The sequence below is a fragment of the Mesorhizobium caraganae genome (assembly GCF_016836705.1).
In the GTDB taxonomy this organism is placed as follows: domain Bacteria; phylum Pseudomonadota; class Alphaproteobacteria; order Rhizobiales; family Rhizobiaceae; genus Mesorhizobium; species Mesorhizobium caraganae.
Genome location: NZ_JAFCGY010000001.1, coordinates 112,538 through 132,885, shown reverse-complemented (window position 1 = coordinate 132,885; position 20,348 = coordinate 112,538). Strand labels below are relative to the sequence as shown.

Here is a 20,348-nt window from a genome sequence, read left to right as displayed (position 1 = left end):
TTTGAGATTAGCCGGCGGATTCCGGTTGACGAGGCTTGCAATACCGGCACGGCTCGCTAAAAGCCCGGTTAAGAGGCTTTCGAGAGTCTGTCGGGCCTCTCTATCCTTCGCCAGGAACGGTGCATGAAGCTTTTCGCGGGCAATTCCAACCGGGTGCTGGCCGAAGCGGTCGCCCGCTATCTCAACGTCCCGCTGGGCAAGGCCAGCGTCAGACGTTTCGCCGATCAGGAAATCTTCGTCGAAATCCAGGAAAACGTGCGCGGCGAGGATGTCTTCATCCTGCAGTCGACCTCATTTCCGACCAACGATCATCTGATGGAACTGCTCATCATGATCGACGCCTTCATGCGCTCCTCGGCCAAGCGCATCACCGCGGTCATCCCCTATTTCGGCTACGCCAGGCAGGATCGCCGCGCCTCGGGCCGCACGCCCATTTCGGCCAAGTTGGTCGCCAACATGATCACCCGCGCCGGTGTCGACCGCGTTTTGACGCTCGATCTCCATGCCGGCCAGATCCAGGGCTTTTTCGACATTCCGACCGACAATCTGTTCTCGGTGCCGGTGATGGCACGCGACGTGAAGGCGAAATACAAGCAGCTTGCCAATGTCGTCGTCGTCTCGCCCGATATCGGTGGCGTGGTCCGCGCCCGTGCGCTGGCCAAGCGTTTCGACGCCCAACTGGCCATCGTCGACAAGCGCCGCGAACGCCCCGGCGAATCCGAAGTGATGAACATCATCGGCGCGGTCGCCGGCAAGGATTGCCTCTTGATCGACGACATCGTCGATTCCGGCGGCACGCTGTGCAACGCCGCCGATGCTCTGCTCGCCAACGGCGCCACCAGCGTCACTGCCTACATCACCCATGGCGTGCTGTCGGGCGGCGCGGTGGCCCGTATCGCCGGCTCGAAGCTGCAGGAATTGGTGATCACCGATTCCATCCAGCCGACGCAGGGCGTGCTCGACGCGCCGAACATCCGCGTCATCTCCATCGCCGACCTGATGGGCGAGGCGATCTCGCGCACGGCGACCGAAGAGTCCGTGTCGAGCCTGTTCGACTAAGCGGACGCACACATTAGCGGCCCGTAATCTGCACTGTTGCGGGAAGCAGACGTTTCTCCTGACGCGCTTAGCATGGCATACTGCCCCTCCAAACAATGGAGGAGTAGCAGATGCGGCGTAGGACTTTGCTCGGACTTGCGGTTTCCATCGCGGCCGCCTTTTCGGCACCGGCGGCCTGGGCCGCCGATTTTCCGGATCGGACCATCACAATGGTCGTCCCCTTTTCCGCCGGCGGCTCCACGGATCTGGTCGCGCGCCTCGTCGCCAACAAGATGTCCGAAAAACTCGGCCAGCAGATTGTCGTCGAAAATGTCGGCGGAGCCGGCGGCAGCATTGGTGCTGCCCAGGTCGCTCGGGCCGAACCCGACGGCTACACAATCCTCATGGGCACAGTTGCCACACACGCGCTCAACCCTCTGATCCTGAAGACAAAGCCCTATGACGCGGAGAAGGATTTCGCGCCGATATCGCTGCTTGTCCTGGTGCCGAACGTCCTCGTCGTGAACCCCGAGTTCCCCGCCAAGGACGTCAAGGAACTGATCGAGATGCTGAAGAAGGACCCGGACAAATACGCCTACGCCTCATCAGGCAATGGCACCCCGCTCCATCTCTCCGGCGAGCTTTTCAAGACGATGGCCGGCGTCAGCATGCAGCACATTCCCTACAAGGGCGCCGGACCGGCCTTGAACGACGTCATCGGGAATCAGGTGCCGATGATGTTCGACAACCTTCCGTCCTCGTCAGGGCATATCAAGAGCGGAACGCTGAGAGCGCTCGGCGTTACCACCAAGGAGCGCGTTCCCTCCTTCCCTGACATACCGGCCATTGCCGAGACCATCCCCGGCTATGAAACCTACAGCTGGAACGCTCTGTTCGCACCTGCGGGCACGCCAACGGAAGTGATCGCCGTGCTTCAGAAAGCGGCAATTGAATCCCTGAAAGATCCGGACGTGGTTGCCCGCATGGCCCAGTTCAGCGCCTCGATCGTGGCCTCCACCCCGGAAGAGCTTGGCGCGCATGTGAAAGCCGAGCTCGCCAAATGGGAGCCGATCGTCAAGGCCAGCGGCGTCCAGATGGACTAAAAGCAATTCCAGGAAAAGTGTGAAGCGGTTTTCCCTCCGGAATTGCGTAAAACCAAAGAGATAGAGCGGGTCATCGTTTCCGTGAAACGGTGACCCGCTCTATGGTGCCGGAGCCTCAAGCCGAGGCGGGGCTCGCCGCAAAGCTTCGCCACTGTCGCGCGCGCCGCGCATATAGCCGCGCGGCGAGGCGCCGAGCATGCGCTTGAACATGGTGATGAAGGCCGGCACGCTGTCATAGCCGAGGTCGAGCGCCACCCTGGTGATCGGCTCGCCGTCAGCGAGCCTGGGCAGCGCCGCGAACAGACAGGCCTGTTGGCGCCATGTCGACAGTGACAGCCCGGTCTGGCGATGGAAGGCCCGGGTGAAAGAGCGCCGGCTCATCCCGGCGGCATCGGCCCACTCGTCGATCGTGGCATGCGGAGACGGTGCGGCGACAAAGCGCCGGCAGAGCGCTGCCAGCCTTGGATCGGACGGGAACGGCAGCCCGAGCGGCCGCTCCGGCAAGATCGGGATTTCATGCAACAGCAGGTTCATGATCAGCCCGCCGCGTCCTTCCAGTTCGCCGCCTTGAGGCAGCTTTTCTGATTCGACGATCAGGCTGTGCATCAGTTCGGTGACGCCGACGACGCGCAAACCTTCCGGCAGCCCGGGGATCGCGCCCGGCATGACATAGACGGAGCGCATCGAAACATCACCCAGCATTTCGACGGAATGCTCGGTGCCGGCCGGTATCCACATTGCGTGGTCGGGCGGCACCATCCAGCGCCCGTACCGGGTCGTCACCAGCACGACACCGACCAGCGCATGCAGCAACTGGCTGCGGCTGTGGCGGTGTTGCGGCACATGATAACCGTCGGGATATTCGGTCGGCAAAGCCACCGCCGGCCCGGAAACTTCCTCGAGCCATTGCCAGCGGCTTTCGTGCAATCGGCCGAGATCGGCATTACCGGCGCGGAAGACGTCCCTGCCATGTGGCATTGGCTATGGCCCACTTGCGAAACTATTGGACCAAACCACGAAAGAAGTCGCCTCGCAAGCGGCTTATAAGGCAGTCGTCCCCCAAGGCGCTTCAGACGAGCGTCCTTAAGACGGTCCGCAAGATGCGGCCGCCAAGCCTGCCTGCGGGCAAACGCCCGCCAAAAAGACCTCGGAGCCTGCCTTGACCGATACGACAGCCGCCAGCATTGCGCCGCAGCCGAGCGCCAGCCTCCCTTCAGTCCAGGCAACCGCCTTCACCGTCATCCTTGCGGTGAGCTTTTGCCACGGCATCAACGACATCATGCAGTCGCTGCTGCCGGCGATCTATCCGCTGCTGAAAGAGAATTACGGTCTCGATTTCTGGCAAATCGGTCTTTTGACCTTCACCTTCCAGGTCACGGCGTCGCTGCTGCAGCCGATCATCGGCATGATCACCGACAAGCGGCCAATGCCCTATTCCCTGCCCTATGGCATGGCGTCCTCGCTGATCGGCCTGATCGTGCTCGCCTATGCCGGCCACTATGCGCTGCTTCTGGTCGGCGCCTCGCTAATCGGCATCGGCTCGGCGATCTTCCATCCGGAATCCTCGCGCATTGCCCGTTTCGCCTCGGGCGGCCGCTTTGGCCTGGCGCAATCGCTGTTCCAGGTCGGCGGCAATTTCGGCCAGTCGATGGGGCCGCTGCTCGCTGCCTTCATCGTCGTGCCCTTCGGCCAGACCAGCATCTCCTGGTTCGCCGTTGGCTCGCTGATCGGCATCATCGTTCTGTCGCGGGTCGGCGGCTGGTACAGCCGGATGCGCGCCGCGCAGGGTAGCCGCAAGGCGGCAAGCTTCGTCTCGCCCTTCCCGCGTAAAAAGGTCATGGGAGCGCTGGCGGTGCTGACGCTGCTGGTGCTGACCAAGAACGCCTACATCGCATCGCTCTCCAGCTACTACACCTTCTATTCCATCCATAAGTTCGGCCTTTCGGTGCAGATGAGCCAGGTCATGTTGTTCCTGTTCCTCGGCGCCTCGGCGCTGGGCATCCTGCTCGGCGGCCCGTTCGGCGACCGCTATGGCCAGAAGGCGATGATCTGGTTCTCGATCGTCGGCGTGCTGCCGTTCACGCTGGCGCTGCCTTACGCCAATTTCGAATGGACGATGGTACTGACGGTGCTGATCGGCCTGATCCTGTCCTCGGCCTTCTCCAACATCGTTGTGTTTGCACAGGAACTGGTGCCGGGGCGCGTCGGCACGATCGCCGGCATCTTCTTCGGCTTCGCCTTCGGTATGGGCGGCATCGCGGCCGCCGTGCTCGGCGTCGTTGCCGACATGAAGGGCATCGATTTCGTCTTCCAGGTCTGCTCGTATCTCCCGCTGCTCGGCCTGCTGACGGTGTTCCTGCCCAACATGAAGGAAGCCAGGAAGGCGCAGGCGATAGCCAGCTAAGACACCGATCTCCAGGACTCGACATAAGGGCGTGGCAGCTGCCACGCCCTTATTGATTCTTTCCCATGCGCCAGGTGAAAAGCCTGTTAGTGTTCGAAACGTGTGCGCGGGGCGACGCTGCCACAGATCCTCAACGTCTCTGGAGAATGATATGCGCAAGATCGTGTTGGCCGTGTTGGGCGTGCTTCTTGTTACCGTGCAGGCTACGGCACGCATCGTTCCTTTTCCGCCAGGTTTCAAGACGCAGTCCGTCGAAACCAACGGCACCAAACTCTATGTGCGCGTCGGCGGAAAGGGTCCCGCTGTCGTGCTGCTGCACGGCTTCGCCGATACCGGAGACATGTGGGGCGCTGCGGCGGTGGCGCTTGCGAAGGACCACACCGTCATCGTGCCGGACCTGCGCGGCATGGGTCTGTCTGCCCACCCGGAAGCCGGCTACACCAAGAAGAACCAGGCCGTCGACATCGCCGGGGTGATGGACGCGCTTAAGATCGACAAGGCAGACCTGGTCACCCACGACATCGGCAACATGGTCGGCTATGCGCTTGCCGCGCAATATCCCAAGCGCATCACCAAATGGGTCATCATCGATGCGCCGCTGCCCGGCATCGGCGACTGGGAAAAGATCAAGCAAAGCCCGCTGCTTTGGCACTTCAACTTCCGCGGCCCGGATATGGAGCGGCTGGTCGCAGGGCGCGAGCGCATCTATCTCGATCGCTTCTACAACGAGCTGTCGGCCGACCCCAAGAAGATCGACGAGGCAACGCGCAAGCACTACGCCAAACTCTATGCCCGCCCGCATGCGATGCATGACGCGTTCGAGCAGTTCAAGGCCTTTGACCAGGACGCGATCGACAACCAGGCGATGCTCGCCGCTGGTGGCAAACTGACCATGCCGGTGCTGGCTGTTGGCGGGGAAAAATCCGCCGGCACCACGCAGGCCGATATCCTGCGGCTTGTTGCGACCGATGTCGCGGGTGGCATCGTGCCCGACTCCGGTCACTGGATCATGGAGGAAAACCCCGACGCCACCGTCAAGTTGATCACGGGTTTTCTCGCCAAATAAGGCCTCGCGGACATTTCGATGAAAGCACAAGGCACCCGCCTGATGGCGGGTGCCTTGCCTATTCCGAGTCGAAAGTATTAGGCCTTGATGAAGGCCAGGAGGTCGGCGTTGATGACGTCGGCGTGGGTGGTGGCCATGCCATGCGGGAAGCCCTTGTAGACCTTGAGCTCACCCTTCTTGAGCAGCTTGACCGACAGCAGCGCCGAGTCCGCGATCGGAACGATCTGGTCGTCGTCGCCATGCATGACCAGCACCGGCACGTCGATGGCCTTCAGATCGTCGGTGAAGTCGGTTTCCGAGAACGCCTTGATGCAATCATAATGCGCCTTGGTGCCGCCCATCATGCCCTGGCGCCACCAATTTTCGACCACAGCCTGCGAGACTTGGGCGCCGGGACGGTTGAAGCCGTAGAACGGGCCAGCCGCAACATCGTGGAAGAACTGGGCGCGGTTGGCGGCCTGTGCGGAGCGGAAACCGTCGAAGACCTCGATCGGCAGGCCGCCGGGATTGGCCGGCGTCTTCAGCATGATCGGCGGCACAGCGCCAATCAGGACAGCCTTGGCCACACGGCCGCCTGAGCCGTACTTCGCGACATAGCGCGCCACTTCGCCGCCACCGGTGGAATGGCCGACATGGATGGCGCCCTTGAGGTCGAGATGCGCCGCAAGTTCGGCGACATCGGCGGCATAAGTGTCCATCTCGTTGCCCGTATCGGTCTGCGTCGAGCGGCCATGGCCGCGCCGGTCATGGGCAATGACGCGGTAACCCTTCGACAGGAAGAACAGCATCTGGGCGTCCCAGTCGTCGCTGCTCAGCGGCCAGCCGTGATGGAAAACGATGGGCTGGCCGGTCCCCCAATCCTTGTAGAAAATCTCGGTACCGTCCTTCGTGGTGATCGTGCTGCTGCCGGGTTTGGTCATCTCAATCTCCGTTTATTACGTTTCGCGATAATCAATATCGCGATAAAGATATGAGTATCGCAGACTGAAACCCTTGTCTACAGAAAATATGTATCGCGATATTATTTTTCGTGGTACATATCGAAACGCTCAGTCGGCAAAGGAATGTGTCGTGCCTCTCCCATTGGACAACCAGCTCTGTTTCACCCTCTACGCCACCAGCATGGCGATCAACCGCACCTACAAACCGATGCTGGACGAGATGGGCATCACCTATCCGCAATACCTCGTGCTCAACGCGCTTGCCGAGGCCGACGGCATGTCGGTCGGCTCTATTGCGCACAGGCTTGCGTTGGAATCGAGCACGATCACGCCGCTGGTCAAGCGCATGGAGCAGGCAGGTCTCGTCACCCGCCAGCGCAGGCACACCGATGAGCGCCAGGTGCAGGTCGACCTGACCCCAGCCGGCCGCACCCTGCTCGTCCAGTGCAATTGCCTCAACGAGACCCTGATTGAGCGCTCGGGCATGACGCTGGCAGAGCTGGATGCCCTGAACCGGCAAATTCAGGCCCTGCGCGACACGTTGAGCGGCGACCGCTAGGCCGGCCTGAAAATCGCTACAGCCCCAGAGCTGCCTTGAAAGTGGACAGCTCCGTATCGGTGATAGGGACCACGTGCTGCTGTTCGGGATAGGCGCCCGTCTGCACGTCGGAGATGAACTCGCGATAGGCGGCGACACGCTCGCGCTGCAGCCGTTCATACTCGGCGGCGAAGTTGCGGTAGGTCTTGGCGTGGCGCGGTCTGTGGCCGGTGGTGTGGCCGAGCACGTCCTCGCTGAAAAGATACTGCGCGTCGGCATGTGGCCCGGCGCCCATGCCAAGCATGATCATCGGCGTATTCCTGGTGATCAGCTCGCCAATCCGGTCGGGCACCACCTCCAGCTCCGCGCCAAAGCAGCCAATGACCTCCAGGCGCTTGACATGATCCCACACCGCACGCGCGCTCTCGGCGGTCCTGCCGACGGCCTTGAAGCCGCCAGTCCAGGTGCATTGCGACGGGATCAGACCGACATGGGCGACAACCGGTACAGCGTTGTCGCAGAGCGCCTTCTGGATATCGAGCGAGGCGGCACAGTAGAAGCAGTCGCCACCGATGCGCATGAAGTGGTAGGCGGTTTTGAGATAATCCTCTGCGGTGACCAGATCGCCGGCGGGGCCGTAGGGCAGCCCGACCTGCACGAAACAGCGGCCGGCCGCCTCGCGCATCGCTGGTGAGAAGAAGCGGCCCTCGATCGACAGTATGTCGACGCCGGCCGCATCCGCTGCCGCCGCCTCTTCGAGCGTCGTGACGTAAAGCATGGTGATTTTTTGTCCGCGGCTCTTCATGGCGCGGATGTCGGCGACGGTGGGGCGACTACTCTTGGTGACCATGCTCGTTCCTCAGATGGTGAAAGCTTCGCGGAAGGCCTGCAGGGCTGCCTCGGGATCACCGGAGGCAAACGCCTCCATGCCCACGGGTCCGCGATAGCCCATGTCCTTCAGCGCACGGGCGATGCCGCGGTAGTTGATCTCGCCGGTGCCGGGCTCCATGCGTCCCGGGACATCGGCGACCTGGACCTCGCCGATCCATGGCAGGCAGGCGCGGCAGAGCTCGATCAAATTCCCTTCGCCGATCTGCGCATGGTAGAGGTCGAGATTGAGGCGCAGTCCCGGCCGGTTCACGCTCGACACCAGCGCCAGCGTGTCTTCCGCGCGCCCAAACGGCACGCCGGGATGGTCGACCGGAAGGTTCAAATTCTCCAGCGTGAAGGTCACGCCCTCGGCCTCGGCGAGGTCCGCCACGCGGTTCAGCGTGTCGCGCGCCTTGAGCCACATCGCGCCGGTGACGGCCTCGCAAGGTGTGACCGGCAGGCCGCCCTCGCCCAGTCCGGTGCCGTGCAGATTGAGCCGTGCGACGCCGAGGCGCTTGCCGACCGCCGCCGTCTCCTTTGCCGTCTTCAACAGTTCGGCGGCGCCCTCGTCATCGGCCAGCCGGCCGCGCAGATAGCCGTTCATGATCGAGAAGGTGGCGCCGGATTTCTCCAGCATTGCGAGGTCATGCTCGGGCCAGTTCCACAGGCCGACCTGGAAGCCCATTTCGGTGAGGCGCTTGACGCGGAATTCCATCGGCCGGTCGCGCCAAAGCATTTCGGCGCAAGCCGCAAGCGTAAAACTGTCGGACATGTCAGACCTCGATGTACACGCGGCCGTCCTCGACCTTCGTGTTGTAGGTTTTAAGGTTCACGCAGACCGGCGCGCGCACCGCTTCGCCGGTCCGGTAATCGAACACGCCGTTGTGCTTCGGGCACTCGATCCTGTATTCCATAACCAGCCCGTCGCAGAGATGCACCTTCTCATGCGTGCACAGCCCGTCGGTGCAGAAGAATGCATCGTCCGGACTACGGAAGATGGCGAAGGTCCGGCCTTCGTGATCGAAGCGGATGACATCCTCTTCCTCGATATCGTCCGTCGCACACGCATCAATCCACTTTGCCATTGCCGGTTCCTGCAAGCTTGTCTCTGGTTGGTTGAAAAGGCGGCCGGCGGAATTCCGCCGGCCGCACGGGAAGATGCCCGGGAGGAGGAGATGGGCGTCTTCACTGTGTTGCGCTGAAGCTCTCGATCTCGGCTTCAAGCTCTGCCATCTGCTCGCCGCCGGCCATCAGATCGGTGATCGCTTCGCGGCTTTTCTCGCCCTTGCGGAAATCGGCGGCCTTGGAGCCCCTGATCAGCACGGCGAAGTGGTCGCCGACAGTCAACGCATGGACGACATTGTGGGTGATGAAGATGACCGCGATGCCCTTGCGGCGTGCCTGCAGCACGATGCGCAGCACGTGCGCCGCCTCCTTGACGCCAAGGGCCGCGGTCGGCTCGTCGAGGATCAGCACGCTGGCGCCGAAATGCACGGCGCGCGCGATGGCCAGCGCCTGGCGTTCACCCCCGGACAGCCCACCGACCAGGCGGTCACCGTCGTCGATGCGGGTAATGCCAAGCTGCCGCATCTCGGTGACGGCGATCTCGTTGGCCCGCTTGCGGTCATAGATGGTGAGCGGCCCCCAGCGCCGTGTCGGCTCGGCGCCGACGAAGAAGGAGCGGCCGATGCTCATCAGTGCGAACGTCCCGCCAAACTGGTGGACGGTGGCGATGCCATGGTCGCTGGCATCGCGCGGGCTGGCGAATTCGACCGCCTTGCCGTCCATTTCCATTGTCCCCGATGTCGGCTTGTGGACGCCGGAGAGGATCTTGATCAGCGTGGATTTGCCGGCGCCATTGTCGCCGAGCAGGCACAGCACCTCGCCTGCGTTGACCTCCAGCGAAATGTCGTGGAGGACGTCGATCGGACCGAACGACTTGTTGATTGCGGTCAACTTGAGCAAGGGCGTTGTCATCAGCGGACCCTCTGTCTGGTGCGCGGCGCGTAGGTCAACGCCATGGTGCGGAAGGTGTTGTTCATCAGCACGGCGGCGAGCAGCAGGACACCGATGATCAGGCTTGCCCAGTTGGCGTCGAAACCGGTGTAGAAAATGCCCTGGTTGACGATTGAGAAGGTCAGCGTGCCGAGGACGATGCCGACCACCGAACCGTAGCCGCCGGTCAGCAGCACGCCGCCGATGACCACCGCGATGATCGAGTTGAAGATGAAAGACTGCCCCGCCGCCACCTGAGCGCTGTTGTAGAGGATCGCCTGCGACATGCCGACGAAGGCTGCGCACAGGCCGCTGCTCATGAACAGCGCGATGGTCACCCGGTCCGTCGGGATGCCGGCATTGCGGGCGCTGACGGCGTCGCCGCCCATGGCCAGAATCCAGTTGCCGAAGCGCGAGAAATTCAGGATGAACCCGACGATCAGGATGATGGCGATCCACCAGAACAAGGTGACCTGGAACTTGCCGCCGAGATAGTCGCCGAACAAAAGCTTGGCGGTCGGCCCGCTCTTCAGCGCCACACTCGTGCTGCCGGACAGGATGACCGAGAGGCCGAGCGTCAGGCCGGCCAGCGCGAACAGCGTTGCCAGCGTAACGACGAAGGACGGCACCTTGGTGCGGATCACCAGGACGCCGTTGATGAAGCCGACAGCCAGCCCGAGGCCGAGCGCCGCGAGGATGCCGACGATGATCGGCAACCCGTAATGGCCCGAGAGGATGGCAATGGTCATTGAGCTGGCCGGGATCATCGACCCGATGGAGAGATCGAGGTGTCCGGCAATCATCAGCAGCCCCACCGGGAGGGCGATGATGCCGAGTTCCGAAGCGACGTTGAGCCAGCTGGCGGACCCGCCGGCCGACAGGAAATTGGAGCCGCCGAAGATCGAGAAGAAGACCAGCACTGCGATCATGCCGATCAGCGAGCCGACTTCGGGCCGGCGCACGAGGCTGCCGATCGAGGGCATCGAAGAGTGCGGGGGCGCTGTCGCTGCCATTGCGGGTTGGTGATGGGCTTGGGATGTCATCGACGCGGTCCCTGGCGTTGTGGCTTGAAATATGGCTCCCCCTTCTCCCCTTGTGGGAGAAGGTGTCGCCGCAGGCGACGGATGAGGGGTGTTCCAGCTTGGCAAGGACGGCGATCCGTCACGCACCCCTCAACCGTCTCGGCGCTGCGCGCCGATCCACCTTCTCCCACAAGGGGAGAAGGCAAGGCGGAGCGTTACCGGGCGCCGGCCGCCGCGCCACCCATCGTCGCGGCGACATTGGCTGCGTCGACGATCCCCGGCCCTGTCAGCACCGGTTTCGTCGGCAGGTCCAGCCCATAATTGACGAAGCCGTTCAGCAGCGACACAGCGAGATAGCCTTGCAAATAGGGCTGCTGGTCGACAGCGAACAATTGTGTGCCATCCTTGATGCGCTGCAGACCGGTTTCATCCAAGTCGAACGACGCAAGCTTGACCTTGTCGCCGACACTGGCCTGGCTGATGGCGTTGGCCGCGCTGTTGGCGTCGCCGGCGCTGATTGTGATGACACCGTCGAGCGTATTGTCTTTCAACACGGCGGCCTTGATCGCTTCGGCGACCGCGGTCGGGTTGCCGAAGCTGGATGAAGGCAGCGGCAGCTGGCTCGATTTGCCGCCGCTCTTGCCGATGGCGTCGGCGATGCCCTTGCAGCGGTCTTCGGTGTTGGTGGAGCCCGGCAAGGTGTTGACGCACAGCACGTTCTTGGCGCCGTGGTTGCCGAAATAGGCGCCACCGCCCAGACCGGCCGTGTATTCTTCATTGCCGACATAGTTCATGGCGCCGAGCCGCTTGGCTGCATCCATGCCACCGGAATTGTAGATGATGAGCGGCACGCCCGCGGCGACGACTTCCTTGAAGGCGTCATCCATGGCCTCGGGCACCCAGTCGGGACCGACGATCGCACTCGGCTTCTGGCTGAGCGCGGTGCGGATCAGCTTGGCCGCGTCAGGGCCGAGATTGTCGTAGTTCTGCGGACCGAGCCAGGTCACCGAGCCGCCGGTCAGTTCGGCGACCTTGCCGGCGTCGTCGGCGCCCTTCTTGACCTTCGACCAGAACGGGTCGTCCGCCTTGCCGCCGATGACGAAGATCTTCGCCCCGTCGGCCATCGCGGCCGTGGCGCCTGTCGCCAGCACGGCGGCTGTCATCATCGCCGTCAAGAGTTTCGTTGTACGCTTCATGTCGTCTCCTCCCAGTTGCCGTCGTTCGACGGATTTAGAAAAACAGTGAATTCATCTGCTGGCGCGCACCCTCTCCCGTTGCGCGTGCGTCAGGCGATCAATGGTTCGCCGCGGCCTTGGCGTTCATGCGTTCCTTCTTTCTCTGGAAGCGGGCGTCCATCATGGCGTCGCCCTCTCTGGTGCCGTCGTGCCAGGTGCCGAACCAGCGATCGAGCGGGATCAGCCCGTCGCCGCCGTAGTTCACCTCGAAATATTTGTGGTGCAGGTAATGCGCGTAGGCATGGCTATCGACAGCCGTGTCGTCGCCCACTTCCAGCTTGTCGAAACCAAGATGACCGTTGACGGCGCCGAAGCCCGCAACATGCAGTTGGAACAGCGCAACGATCGGATTTGACGGGATGACAAGGTGCCAGAAGGCCACCGCGTGATAGAGGAACCCTTCCACCGGATGCATCGACAGCGACGACCAGGGCGAGGGATTGATCGAATTGTGATGGACCGAATGGATCCAGCGATATAGCGGCCCCCAGTGGATCAGGCGGTGGATGAAGAAGAAGTGCACCTCGTGGATGGCCGGCGCGATCAGCACCAGTGCGGCGAGGTAGACTGGATGATCCGACCAGCTGACCCATGGTGCGTAACCATTGGCAAAGCACCACAGGAAAATGACTTCGACCACGGTCCACAACGGGATGGTGATGAAGAACGAGCGCAGGAAGTTGTCGAGGTTCTGGCTCTGGAACCAGAACACATCCGATGGCGCATCGCCTGGAAATTTGTGGTTGTATTTGAACCGCGTCGCCTGGGCGCGCTTGATGTAATAGCGCAACTCGAAGATGCCGTAGAAGACCAGGATCGCCACGGCGTTGACGGCATAGAGCCACAGGGCCCAGCCCCAACTGATCGTCTTCATCGTCTCGACGCCCGGAACGACATAGAACCAGTAGATCAGCGCCGTGGCCATATGGAACGCATTCCACGGCCAGATATAGCCGGGCAGCCATGCCAGGATTTTCGGCAGCCTAGGTGGCCAGTTCCACAACGGCGCGCCCTCGATGCGCCCGTTCGGCTTCCAGTCGCCGCGCTTGTCGCGCGCGCCGTATTTGAGATCGTCCATGCCAATCCTCCACCCGCAATGCCGCACCCGCAACGCCTGACATGGCCCGCACGCGCACGCTGCCTGACACCGCCGGGGGCGGTGGGCGAAAACCCGTCTCCGCTGCTGCTGCTATCCCTGGGCCGGCGGTGCGTCCGCCTTGCTTGCTTTTGCTGAGATAAACATCTTGATCCAAAATGAATCAAGAATAGAATGTTTATTCCAAATTGATTGTGTCATTCATATCAATCGTGCGCGAAAAATGATATCTTCGTATCAATTGCTACAGACGGATGAGACGAAATGGATCAGAACAAGCGGCCGACGATCAGGGATGTCGCCGCCGAGGCCAATGTCTCGGTGGCGACCGTCAACCGGGTGCTGAGCGGCGCCGGCGCTGTCCGCCAGGGCACGCGCGAGCGCGTCAGGCTGGCGGCCGAGCAGATCGGCTTCTATGGCATGGGCGCGCTGCGCAGCCGCATAGCGGCCGCCAGGCCGCGCTACCGCTTCGGCTTCCTGCTGCACCAGCCCGGCCGCGCCTTCTATCGCAACATCGCCGAGGCGCTGCGCGCGGTGGCGCCGACCATGCCTGACTGCGAGATAGAGCTGCGCACCGAGTTTCTCGACGATCTGTCACCGCAGAACGTCGCCGCCCGCCTGCTGGCGCTCGGCGCCGAGTGCGACGCCGTCGGCGTCGTCGCCGCGGTGCATCCTCTCGTCACCCAGGCGGTCGATGCGTTGCAGGCCCGCAACGTGCCGGTCTTCGCGCTGATCTCACAGATCTCGGCGACAGGCCATGCCAACTATATCGGCCTCGACAACTGGAAGGTCGGGCGCACCGCCGCCTGGGTGTTCGAGCATGTCTGCAAGGCGCCCGGCAAGCTCGGCATCCTCGTCGGCAATCATCGCTATCGCTGCCAGGAGATGAACGAAAGCGGTTTCCGCTCCCATTTCCGCGAGCACGCGCCTGATTTCACGCTGCTGGAGCCGCTGCTGACCTTCGAATCGAGCGCGATCGCGCAGGAAATGACCGAAAAGCTGCTCAACGAAAATCCGGATCTGTCCGGCCTTTATGTCGCCGGCGGCGGCATCACCGGCGCCATTGCTGCGCTCCGCTCCACCGGCCGCGCCGGCAGTATCGTCGTCGTCGGCTACGAACTGATGGACTCGACCCGCCCGGCACTGCTCGACGGCACGCTGACCTTCGTCATCTCGCACCCGCTCGCCCGCATCGCGCAGGAAGCACTGGCCGGCATGGTCAGCGCCGTCTCGGCGCCCGACGAAAGCGGCAACGTCACCACCATCCTGCCCTTCGAGATCTACACACGCGAGAATATCTAGGCGGTGGATATCTCCGACGGGGTTCACAACGCGACCGGAATGGCCTAGCTCTGGCGCCAACGGCAGCTTTGGACTTGGAAATGTCCGATCAAGGTGCAAAGCAGACGATTGCCAGCGACTTGCACCCTTTCCCGCCTTCCGCTATAGAGCCGCCACCCGCGTAGACACCCTTGGAGGCAACGCGGCGGAAGGCTGCCTTCCCCCGGTGATCCCGAACAAAGCTCCGTGTCAAAGCGGCTGCGTTCTCTGGGATATCCAGGCATGGCGGCTTTCGACGTTTACGGTCCAGGCAATTTGCCCGCCGCAAACGCTCCATAACACGCGAAAGGAAATGCCATGAGCCACGATACTTACGAGCTCAAGGCCGAAGCGCGCGAACAGGTCGGTAAGGGGTCCGCCCGTGCAGTTCGCCGCAACGGTAAAGTGCCTGCAGTTATTTATGGCGACAAGCAGCCTCCCCTGGCGATTGCGCTGAACTACAAGGACGTCTTCTACAAAATCCATGGCGGCGGGTTTTTGACCACGATCGCCACGATCGATGTCGACGGCAAGAAAATCCAGGTTCTGCCCAAGGATTTCCAGCTCGATCCGGTCAAGGATTTCCCGGTCCATGTCGACTTCCTGCGCATCGGCAAGGACACCGAGGTCAATGTCGACGTGCCTGTCCACTTCATCAATGAAGACAAGTCGCCCGGCATCAAGCGCGGCGGCGTGCTCAACATCGTGCGTCACGAGGTCGAGTTCCACTGCCCGGCCAATGCGATCCCGGAATTCATCACCATCGATCTCACCGGCGCCGACATTGGCGATTCGATCCACATCTCGGCGGTGACCCTGCCGGCCGGCGTCAAGCCGGTGATCTCCGACCGCGACTTCACCATCGCGACCATTGCCGGTTCCTCGGCGATGAAGCCGGAGGCGGAAGAGACGGCGGAAGCGGCAGCCCCCGAAGCGGCGGCTCCTGCTGCCGAAGAGAAGTAATTTTCGGGCCCGGAGCGCACGATGCTTGTCTTTGCAGGCCTCGGCAATCCGGGTGCGAAATACGCTGATAACCGGCACAATGTCGGCTTCATGGCGGCGGACGCTATCGCCCGCCGCCATTCCTTTTCGCCCTGGTCGAAGAAATTCCAGGGCCTGATCGCCGAAGGCACGATTGCCGGCGAAAAGATTCTCCTGATCAAGCCGCAGACCTTCATGAACCTGTCGGGACAGGCGGTTGGCGAAGCTTTGCGCTTCTACAAGCTCGGCCCCGAGGCGCTGACGGTCTTTTACGACGAGATCGACCTGCCGGCCGGCAAATTGCGGGTCAAGGTCGGCGGCGGCGCCGGCGGCCATAACGGCATCCGCTCGCTCGACCAGCACATCGGCAAGAATTATCGCCGCGTGCGCATCGGTGTCGGCCATCCCGGCGTGAGGGAAATGGTGCATGGCCATGTACTCGGCGATTTCGCCAAGGCCGACCGCGAATGGCTGAACGTGCTGCTCGATACCATTGCCGACGATGCCGGGCTGCTGGCCAAGGGCGACGACAATTCCTTCATGAACCGCATCACGCTGGCTCTGCGCGACAAGCTCGTGCCGACCGGCGATGACGACCGCCCGCCGGCCAAGGCGCCGAAGGCGCAAGGCCCGAAAGCCCAGAGCCACATCCGCCAGGCAAGGCCGCAGCAGGCGCCGGCCAAGCTGCCCGAAAGCGGCCCGATGGCCGCCATGCTGAAGAAACTGTTCGGCAAGAAAGACTGAGCCTCGATAGGATCGGGACCGCAGGGCTTGACGTTCCTCACCCCTATCGCCCATAGCCCTCATCAAATTTCTATTTTCCCGATAGGACCGGACACATGGGTTTCAAATGCGGCATCGTTGGCTTGCCCAACGTCGGCAAGTCGACGCTTTTCAATGCGTTGACCAGGACGGCGGCGGCGCAGGCCGCCAACTATCCGTTCTGCACCATCGAACCGAACACCGGCGAGGTCGCGGTGCCAGATCCGCGCCTGCAGAAGATCGCCGCGATCGCCAAGTCGAAGGAGATCATCCCGACCCGCATCTCGTTCGTCGATATTGCCGGCCTGGTGCGAGGCGCCTCCAAGGGCGAAGGGCTGGGCAACCAGTTCCTCGCCAACATCCGCGAGGTCGACGCCATCGTGCACGTGCTGCGCTGCTTCGAGGATGACGACATCACCCATGTCGAGGGCCGCATCGACCCTGTCGCCGACGCCGAGACCGTCGAGACCGAACTGATGCTTGCCGACCTCGACAGCCTCCTGCGCCGCATCGTGCAGATCCGCAAGCGCGCCGGCAGCAAGGACAAGGAAGCCACCACCGTTTTGCCGATGATGGAGGCTGCACTCGAATTGCTGCAGGCCGGCAAGCCGACCCGCATCCTGCTCAAGGGCATTTCAGCCGAGGATCTGCGCATTCTGCAGGGGCTGAACCTCTTGACCTCGCATCCCGTGCTCTATGTTTGCAACGTCGCCGAAGCCGACGCCGCCACCGGCAACGAGCACAGCCAGGCCGTGGAAAAGATGGCGACCGCGCAGGGCGCTGGCACCGTGGTAATCTCGGCCGCGATCGAGGCCGAAGTCGCCCAGCTCTCGGACGAGGAAGAGATGGAATTCCTGTCCTCGCTCGGACTCGACGAACCGGGCCTCAACAAGGTCATCCGCGCCGGCTACGATCTGTTGCACCTGATCACCTATTTCACCGCCGGGCCGAAGGAGACGCGCGCCTGGACCATCCACAAGGGCGACAAGGCCCCGCAAGCAGCCGGCGTCATCCACACCGATTTCGAGCGCGGCTTCATCCGCGCCCAGACCATCGCCTATAACGACTACATCACGCTGGGCGGCGAAGTGGCGGCCAAGGAAGCCGGCAAGGCGCGCGACGAAGGCAAGGAATATGTCGTCCAGGACGGCGACGTGCTGCTGTTCAAGTTCAATACTTGAGGCGCCAAGGTATCTCGCGGCCGGCGGGCTGACCGCGGCCGATCACAGCTGCGTCAAGTGGAAGAGCCCGCATGCTGCTTCGCTTGACTGCCCTTGGCACCGGGTCTAAGGCCGTCTGCATGCGACCTGCCCGTCTCCGTGGGAAATGGCTGCGTGCGCAAGACCCATCGCTATCGAACGAAACCTCTTGGGCTTAACCAACGGAGACCGGCGATGATCAAGGCCTTCGTCGTCGACAACGACCGCCTGCGCCTCGCCGACGATCTCGGGGCCAATGGCGATCAGGTCGTCTGGGCCGACCTTCTCAACCCGACCAAGGAAGAGGAAGCCACGATCGAGACCTGGCTCGGCGTTGCCATTCCGACGCGCGAAGAGATGGAGGAGATCGAGATTTCGAGCCGCCTCTATATCGAGGACGGCGCCTATTTCATGACCGCCACTTTGCCAGCGCAGACCGAGATCGATGATCCGCTGATGTCGCCGGTCACCTTCGTGCTTGCCGGACCGAGACTGGTCACCATCCGCTATCATGAGCCGAAGGCGTTCAAGACCTTTCCGCTGCGCGCCGAGAAGGTGGCGACAGGCTGCACCACCGGCAACACCATCCTGATCGGTCTGCTGGAGGCGATCGTCGATCGGCTCGCCGATATTCTCGAACGCGCCGGCCGCGACATCGAGACGATTTCGCGCGACATCTTCGAGGCGCGCTCGACCAAGGTGAACAAGCGCAACCGCGATTTCCAGGAGCTGCTCAAGGCCATCGGCCGCAAGGAAGACATCGCCTCATCGATCCGCGACAGCCTGATCTCGCTGCAGCGCCTCTCCGGCTTCCTCGCCCATGTCGCCACCCAGATCAAGATGAGCAAGGACGTCCGCGCCCGCATCAAGACCGTATCGCGCGACGTGCTGTCGCTCGCCGACCACGCCACCTTCCTGTCGCAGAAGATCTCGTTCCTGCTCGACGCGACGCTGGGCATGATCTCGATCGAGCAGAACGCCATCATCAAGATCTTCTCCGTCGCCGCCGTCATCTTCCTGCCGCCGACGCTGGTGGCTTCGATCTACGGCATGAATTTCGACGTCATCCCGGAGCTGAAATGGCAGCTCGGCTACCCCTTCGCCATCGGCCTGATGATCCTGTCGGCGATCCTCCCCTTCTGGTATTTCCGCCGTCGCGGCTGGCTCTGACCGGGTCTGGATCACCAGAATTCACTTGACCCAACGCCCTCCGGACGGCATCCGGATGCCCGGTGATCGTACAATCTTGAACTGGATTAGGATCATGACTGGAAAGACCTGGGCCTATGAGGATTTCACCGAGGGCGCATCGATCGACCTCGGCGCCAAGCAGGTGAGTGCGGCCGAAATCGTCGAATTCGCCACCGAGTTCGACCCGCAGCCGATGCATCTCGACGAGGAGGCCGGCAAAGCCAGCATCCTTGGCGGGCTCGCCGCCTCCGGCTGGCACACCTGCGCGATCTTCATGCGCATGCTGTGCGACGCCTTCCTGCTCGACTCGACCGCGCAAGGTGCGCCGGGCATCGACCAAGTCAAATGGAAGAAGCCGGTGCTGGCCGGCGACACGCTCAGCGGCAGGACTGGTGTGGTCGCCAGGCGCCTTTCGAAGTCACGACCCCAACTCGGTCTGGTCACCTTTCGCAGCGAAATGGTCAACCAGCGTGGCGAGCGCGTCTTCGAACTCGAAAACACCGTCATGTTCCTGACCCGCGAGGCCGGCGCATGAGCCTCGACGCGTTCTTCCGCATTGGCGAAACCATCGATCTCGGCTCGCACACATTCGACGCCGAGGCGATCAAGGCGTTTGCCCGCAAATACGATCCACAACCGTTTCATGTCGACGAGGAGGCGGCGAAGAAAAGCGTTTTCGGCGGCCTCTGCGCCTCAGGCTGGCACACCGCCGCCACCTGGATGAAACTCAATCTCGAAAGCAGGCTGGACGCCACGCGATGGAGCGGTCCCGGCTCGGTGCCCGAATTCGGCCCCTCGCCCGGCTTCAAGAACCTGAAATGGCCAAAGCCGGTCTATGCAGGTGAAACCGTCACCTTCATGCGCACGGCCGTCTCCCACCGCCCCCTCGCCACCCGCCCCGGCTGGCGGCTGCTCGCGCTGCGCTCGGAGGGGTTCGACTCGACGGACGACAAGGTGCTGGAATTCGACAGCGCCGTGCTGGTGAAGGCAGGGTAGCCTCTTCCTTGTCCCACAGGGGGAGAAGGGAAAAAGTGCCCTGCCTAATGTCCTTCAAACCCGATCAACGTCCGCACCGGCACACCCAGCGCCTCAAGCTTCGCCCGCCCGCCAAGGTCCGGAAGGTCGATGACAAAGCATGCAGCAAGAATGTCGGCGCCGATCTGTCTGAGCAGCCTGATCGCTGCTTCCGCCGTGCCGCCGGTGGCGATCAGGTCGTCGACCAGGATCACCTTCTCGCCCGGCGCAACGCCGTCCTTGTGCATCTCCATCTCGTCCAGCCCGTATTCCAGGCTATAGGCGACGCGCACCGTCTCGTAGGGCAGCTTGCCCTTCTTGCGGATCGGCACGAAGCCGGCGGAAAGCTGGTGCGCGACGGCGCCGCCGAGGATGAAGCCGCGCGCCTCGATGCCGGCGATCTTGTCGACCTTCTGGCCGGCATAGGGATGCACCAGCTCGTCGATGGCGCGGCGGAAAGCGCGCGCATTGCCGAGCAAAGTGGTGATGTCGCGAAACAGGATGCCGGGTTTGGGATAGTCCGGAATGGTGCGGATCGCGGCGAGCAGCGTGTCTTCGAGCGAGGATTTCATG

22 protein-coding genes are annotated in these 20,348 nt (G+C 62.7%); 12 read left to right on the top strand and 10 right to left on the bottom strand.

Going from position 1 to position 20,348, the window contains the following annotated elements:
- The first annotated feature begins 123 nt into the window (after window positions 1-123).
- Both JQK88_RS00660 and JQK88_RS00655 read left to right on the top strand, forming a co-directional pair.
- Entirely contained in the window at window positions 124-1,059 is a 936-nt protein-coding gene (locus JQK88_RS00660; RefSeq protein WP_142869247.1) for a ribose-phosphate pyrophosphokinase, read from the top strand.
- 110 nt (window positions 1,060-1,169) lie between these two features.
- The gene (locus tag JQK88_RS00655) at window positions 1,170-2,141 is read left to right on the top strand and encodes a Bug family tripartite tricarboxylate transporter substrate binding protein (RefSeq protein ID WP_203277182.1); all 972 of its coding nucleotides are present in this window, start codon (window positions 1,170-1,172) and stop codon (window positions 2,139-2,141) included.
- A 99-nt stretch (window positions 2,142-2,240) separates the two neighbouring features.
- Here the strand turns inward: JQK88_RS00655 and JQK88_RS00650 are convergent, their stop codons facing one another.
- On the bottom strand, window positions 2,241-3,119 hold the full coding sequence (locus tag JQK88_RS00650) for an AraC family transcriptional regulator (RefSeq protein WP_203277181.1): 879 nt from the start codon (window positions 3,117-3,119) through the stop codon (window positions 2,241-2,243).
- Between the two features lie 181 nt (window positions 3,120-3,300).
- On the opposite strand from JQK88_RS00650, the gene JQK88_RS00645 reads away from it, so the two are divergent.
- Both JQK88_RS00645 and JQK88_RS00640 read left to right on the top strand, forming a co-directional pair.
- Window positions 3,301-4,545 carry an MFS transporter gene (locus tag JQK88_RS00645; protein ID WP_203277180.1) on the top strand — a complete coding sequence of 415 codons (1,245 nt, stop codon included), beginning with the start codon at window positions 3,301-3,303 and terminating at the stop codon, window positions 4,543-4,545.
- A 151-nt stretch (window positions 4,546-4,696) separates the two neighbouring features.
- A complete protein-coding gene (locus JQK88_RS00640; protein WP_203277179.1) occupies window positions 4,697-5,611 on the top strand; it encodes an alpha/beta fold hydrolase in 915 nt (304 codons plus the stop codon).
- Window positions 5,612-5,688: 77 nt separating this feature from the next.
- Here JQK88_RS00640 and JQK88_RS00635 read toward each other — a convergent pair whose 3' ends face one another.
- On the bottom strand, window positions 5,689-6,531 hold the full coding sequence (locus JQK88_RS00635) for an alpha/beta fold hydrolase (protein ID WP_203277178.1): 843 nt from the start codon (window positions 6,529-6,531) through the stop codon (window positions 5,689-5,691).
- Window positions 6,532-6,682: 151 nt separating this feature from the next.
- Between JQK88_RS00635 and JQK88_RS00630 the strand changes: the two genes are divergently transcribed.
- Window positions 6,683-7,111, top strand: a complete 429-nt coding sequence (locus JQK88_RS00630) for a MarR family winged helix-turn-helix transcriptional regulator (RefSeq protein WP_203277177.1) — start codon at window positions 6,683-6,685, stop codon at window positions 7,109-7,111.
- 16 nt (window positions 7,112-7,127) lie between these two features.
- Here the strand turns inward: JQK88_RS00630 and JQK88_RS00625 are convergent, their stop codons facing one another.
- The 7 genes from JQK88_RS00625 to JQK88_RS00595 all read right to left on the bottom strand — a co-directional run bounded on the left by JQK88_RS00625 (window position 7,128) and on the right by JQK88_RS00595 (window position 13,290).
- A complete protein-coding gene (locus JQK88_RS00625; RefSeq protein ID WP_203277176.1) occupies window positions 7,128-7,940 on the bottom strand; it encodes a 3-methyl-2-oxobutanoate hydroxymethyltransferase in 813 nt (270 codons plus the stop codon).
- A 9-nt stretch (window positions 7,941-7,949) separates the two neighbouring features.
- Complete coding sequence (locus JQK88_RS00620) at window positions 7,950-8,732, bottom strand: TIM barrel protein (protein ID WP_203277175.1); 783 nt, start codon at window positions 8,730-8,732, stop codon at window positions 7,950-7,952.
- Window position 8,733: 1 nt separating this feature from the next.
- Window positions 8,734-9,045: a MocE family 2Fe-2S type ferredoxin gene (locus JQK88_RS00615; protein WP_203277174.1), complete on the bottom strand. Its 312-nt coding sequence runs from the start codon at window positions 9,043-9,045 to the stop codon at window positions 8,734-8,736.
- Between the two features lie 100 nt (window positions 9,046-9,145).
- Window positions 9,146-9,937: an ATP-binding cassette domain-containing protein gene (locus tag JQK88_RS00610; protein WP_203277173.1), complete on the bottom strand. Its 792-nt coding sequence runs from the start codon at window positions 9,935-9,937 to the stop codon at window positions 9,146-9,148.
- Window positions 9,937-10,938, bottom strand: a complete 1,002-nt coding sequence (locus tag JQK88_RS00605) for an ABC transporter permease (protein WP_203277919.1) — start codon at window positions 10,936-10,938, stop codon at window positions 9,937-9,939. Before JQK88_RS00605 ends, JQK88_RS00610 begins: the two co-directional genes overlap by 1 nt.
- A 254-nt stretch (window positions 10,939-11,192) precedes the next feature.
- On the bottom strand, window positions 11,193-12,173 hold the full coding sequence (locus tag JQK88_RS00600) for a sugar ABC transporter substrate-binding protein (RefSeq protein WP_203277172.1): 981 nt from the start codon (window positions 12,171-12,173) through the stop codon (window positions 11,193-11,195).
- Between the two features lie 97 nt (window positions 12,174-12,270).
- Complete coding sequence (locus JQK88_RS00595) at window positions 12,271-13,290, bottom strand: sterol desaturase family protein (protein ID WP_203277171.1); 1,020 nt, start codon at window positions 13,288-13,290, stop codon at window positions 12,271-12,273.
- Between the two features lie 282 nt (window positions 13,291-13,572).
- Here JQK88_RS00595 and JQK88_RS00590 point away from each other — a divergent pair, with 282 nt between their 5' ends.
- The 7 genes from JQK88_RS00590 to JQK88_RS00560 all read left to right on the top strand — a co-directional run bounded on the left by JQK88_RS00590 (window position 13,573) and on the right by JQK88_RS00560 (window position 19,757).
- On the top strand, window positions 13,573-14,610 hold the full coding sequence (locus tag JQK88_RS00590) for a LacI family DNA-binding transcriptional regulator (RefSeq protein ID WP_203277170.1): 1,038 nt from the start codon (window positions 13,573-13,575) through the stop codon (window positions 14,608-14,610).
- Between the two features lie 336 nt (window positions 14,611-14,946).
- Window positions 14,947-15,591 (top strand): 50S ribosomal protein L25/general stress protein Ctc, encoded by a 645-nt coding sequence (locus tag JQK88_RS00585; RefSeq protein WP_192257720.1) that lies wholly within the window; start codon window positions 14,947-14,949, stop codon window positions 15,589-15,591.
- A 21-nt stretch (window positions 15,592-15,612) separates the two neighbouring features.
- Window positions 15,613-16,353: an aminoacyl-tRNA hydrolase gene (gene pth, locus JQK88_RS00580; protein ID WP_203277169.1), complete on the top strand. Its 741-nt coding sequence runs from the start codon at window positions 15,613-15,615 to the stop codon at window positions 16,351-16,353.
- 95 nt (window positions 16,354-16,448) lie between these two features.
- The gene (gene ychF / locus JQK88_RS00575; RefSeq protein ID WP_203277168.1) at window positions 16,449-17,552 is read left to right on the top strand and encodes a redox-regulated ATPase YchF; all 1,104 of its coding nucleotides are present in this window, start codon (window positions 16,449-16,451) and stop codon (window positions 17,550-17,552) included.
- 213 nt (window positions 17,553-17,765) lie between these two features.
- A complete protein-coding gene (corA, locus tag JQK88_RS00570) occupies window positions 17,766-18,740 on the top strand; it encodes a magnesium/cobalt transporter CorA (RefSeq protein WP_203277167.1) in 975 nt (324 codons plus the stop codon).
- Window positions 18,741-18,834: 94 nt separating this feature from the next.
- Complete coding sequence (locus JQK88_RS00565; RefSeq protein WP_203277166.1) at window positions 18,835-19,296, top strand: MaoC family dehydratase; 462 nt, start codon at window positions 18,835-18,837, stop codon at window positions 19,294-19,296.
- Window positions 19,293-19,757, top strand: coding sequence for a MaoC family dehydratase (locus tag JQK88_RS00560; protein ID WP_203277165.1), 465 nt, complete (start codon window positions 19,293-19,295; stop codon window positions 19,755-19,757). Before JQK88_RS00565 ends, JQK88_RS00560 begins: the two co-directional genes overlap by 4 nt.
- 44 nt (window positions 19,758-19,801) lie before the next feature.
- Here JQK88_RS00560 and JQK88_RS00555 read toward each other — a convergent pair whose 3' ends face one another.
- Window positions 19,802-20,347 carry an adenine phosphoribosyltransferase gene (locus JQK88_RS00555; RefSeq protein ID WP_203277164.1) on the bottom strand — a complete coding sequence of 182 codons (546 nt, stop codon included), beginning with the start codon at window positions 20,345-20,347 and terminating at the stop codon, window positions 19,802-19,804.
- Between the last annotated feature and the right edge of the window lies 1 nt (window position 20,348).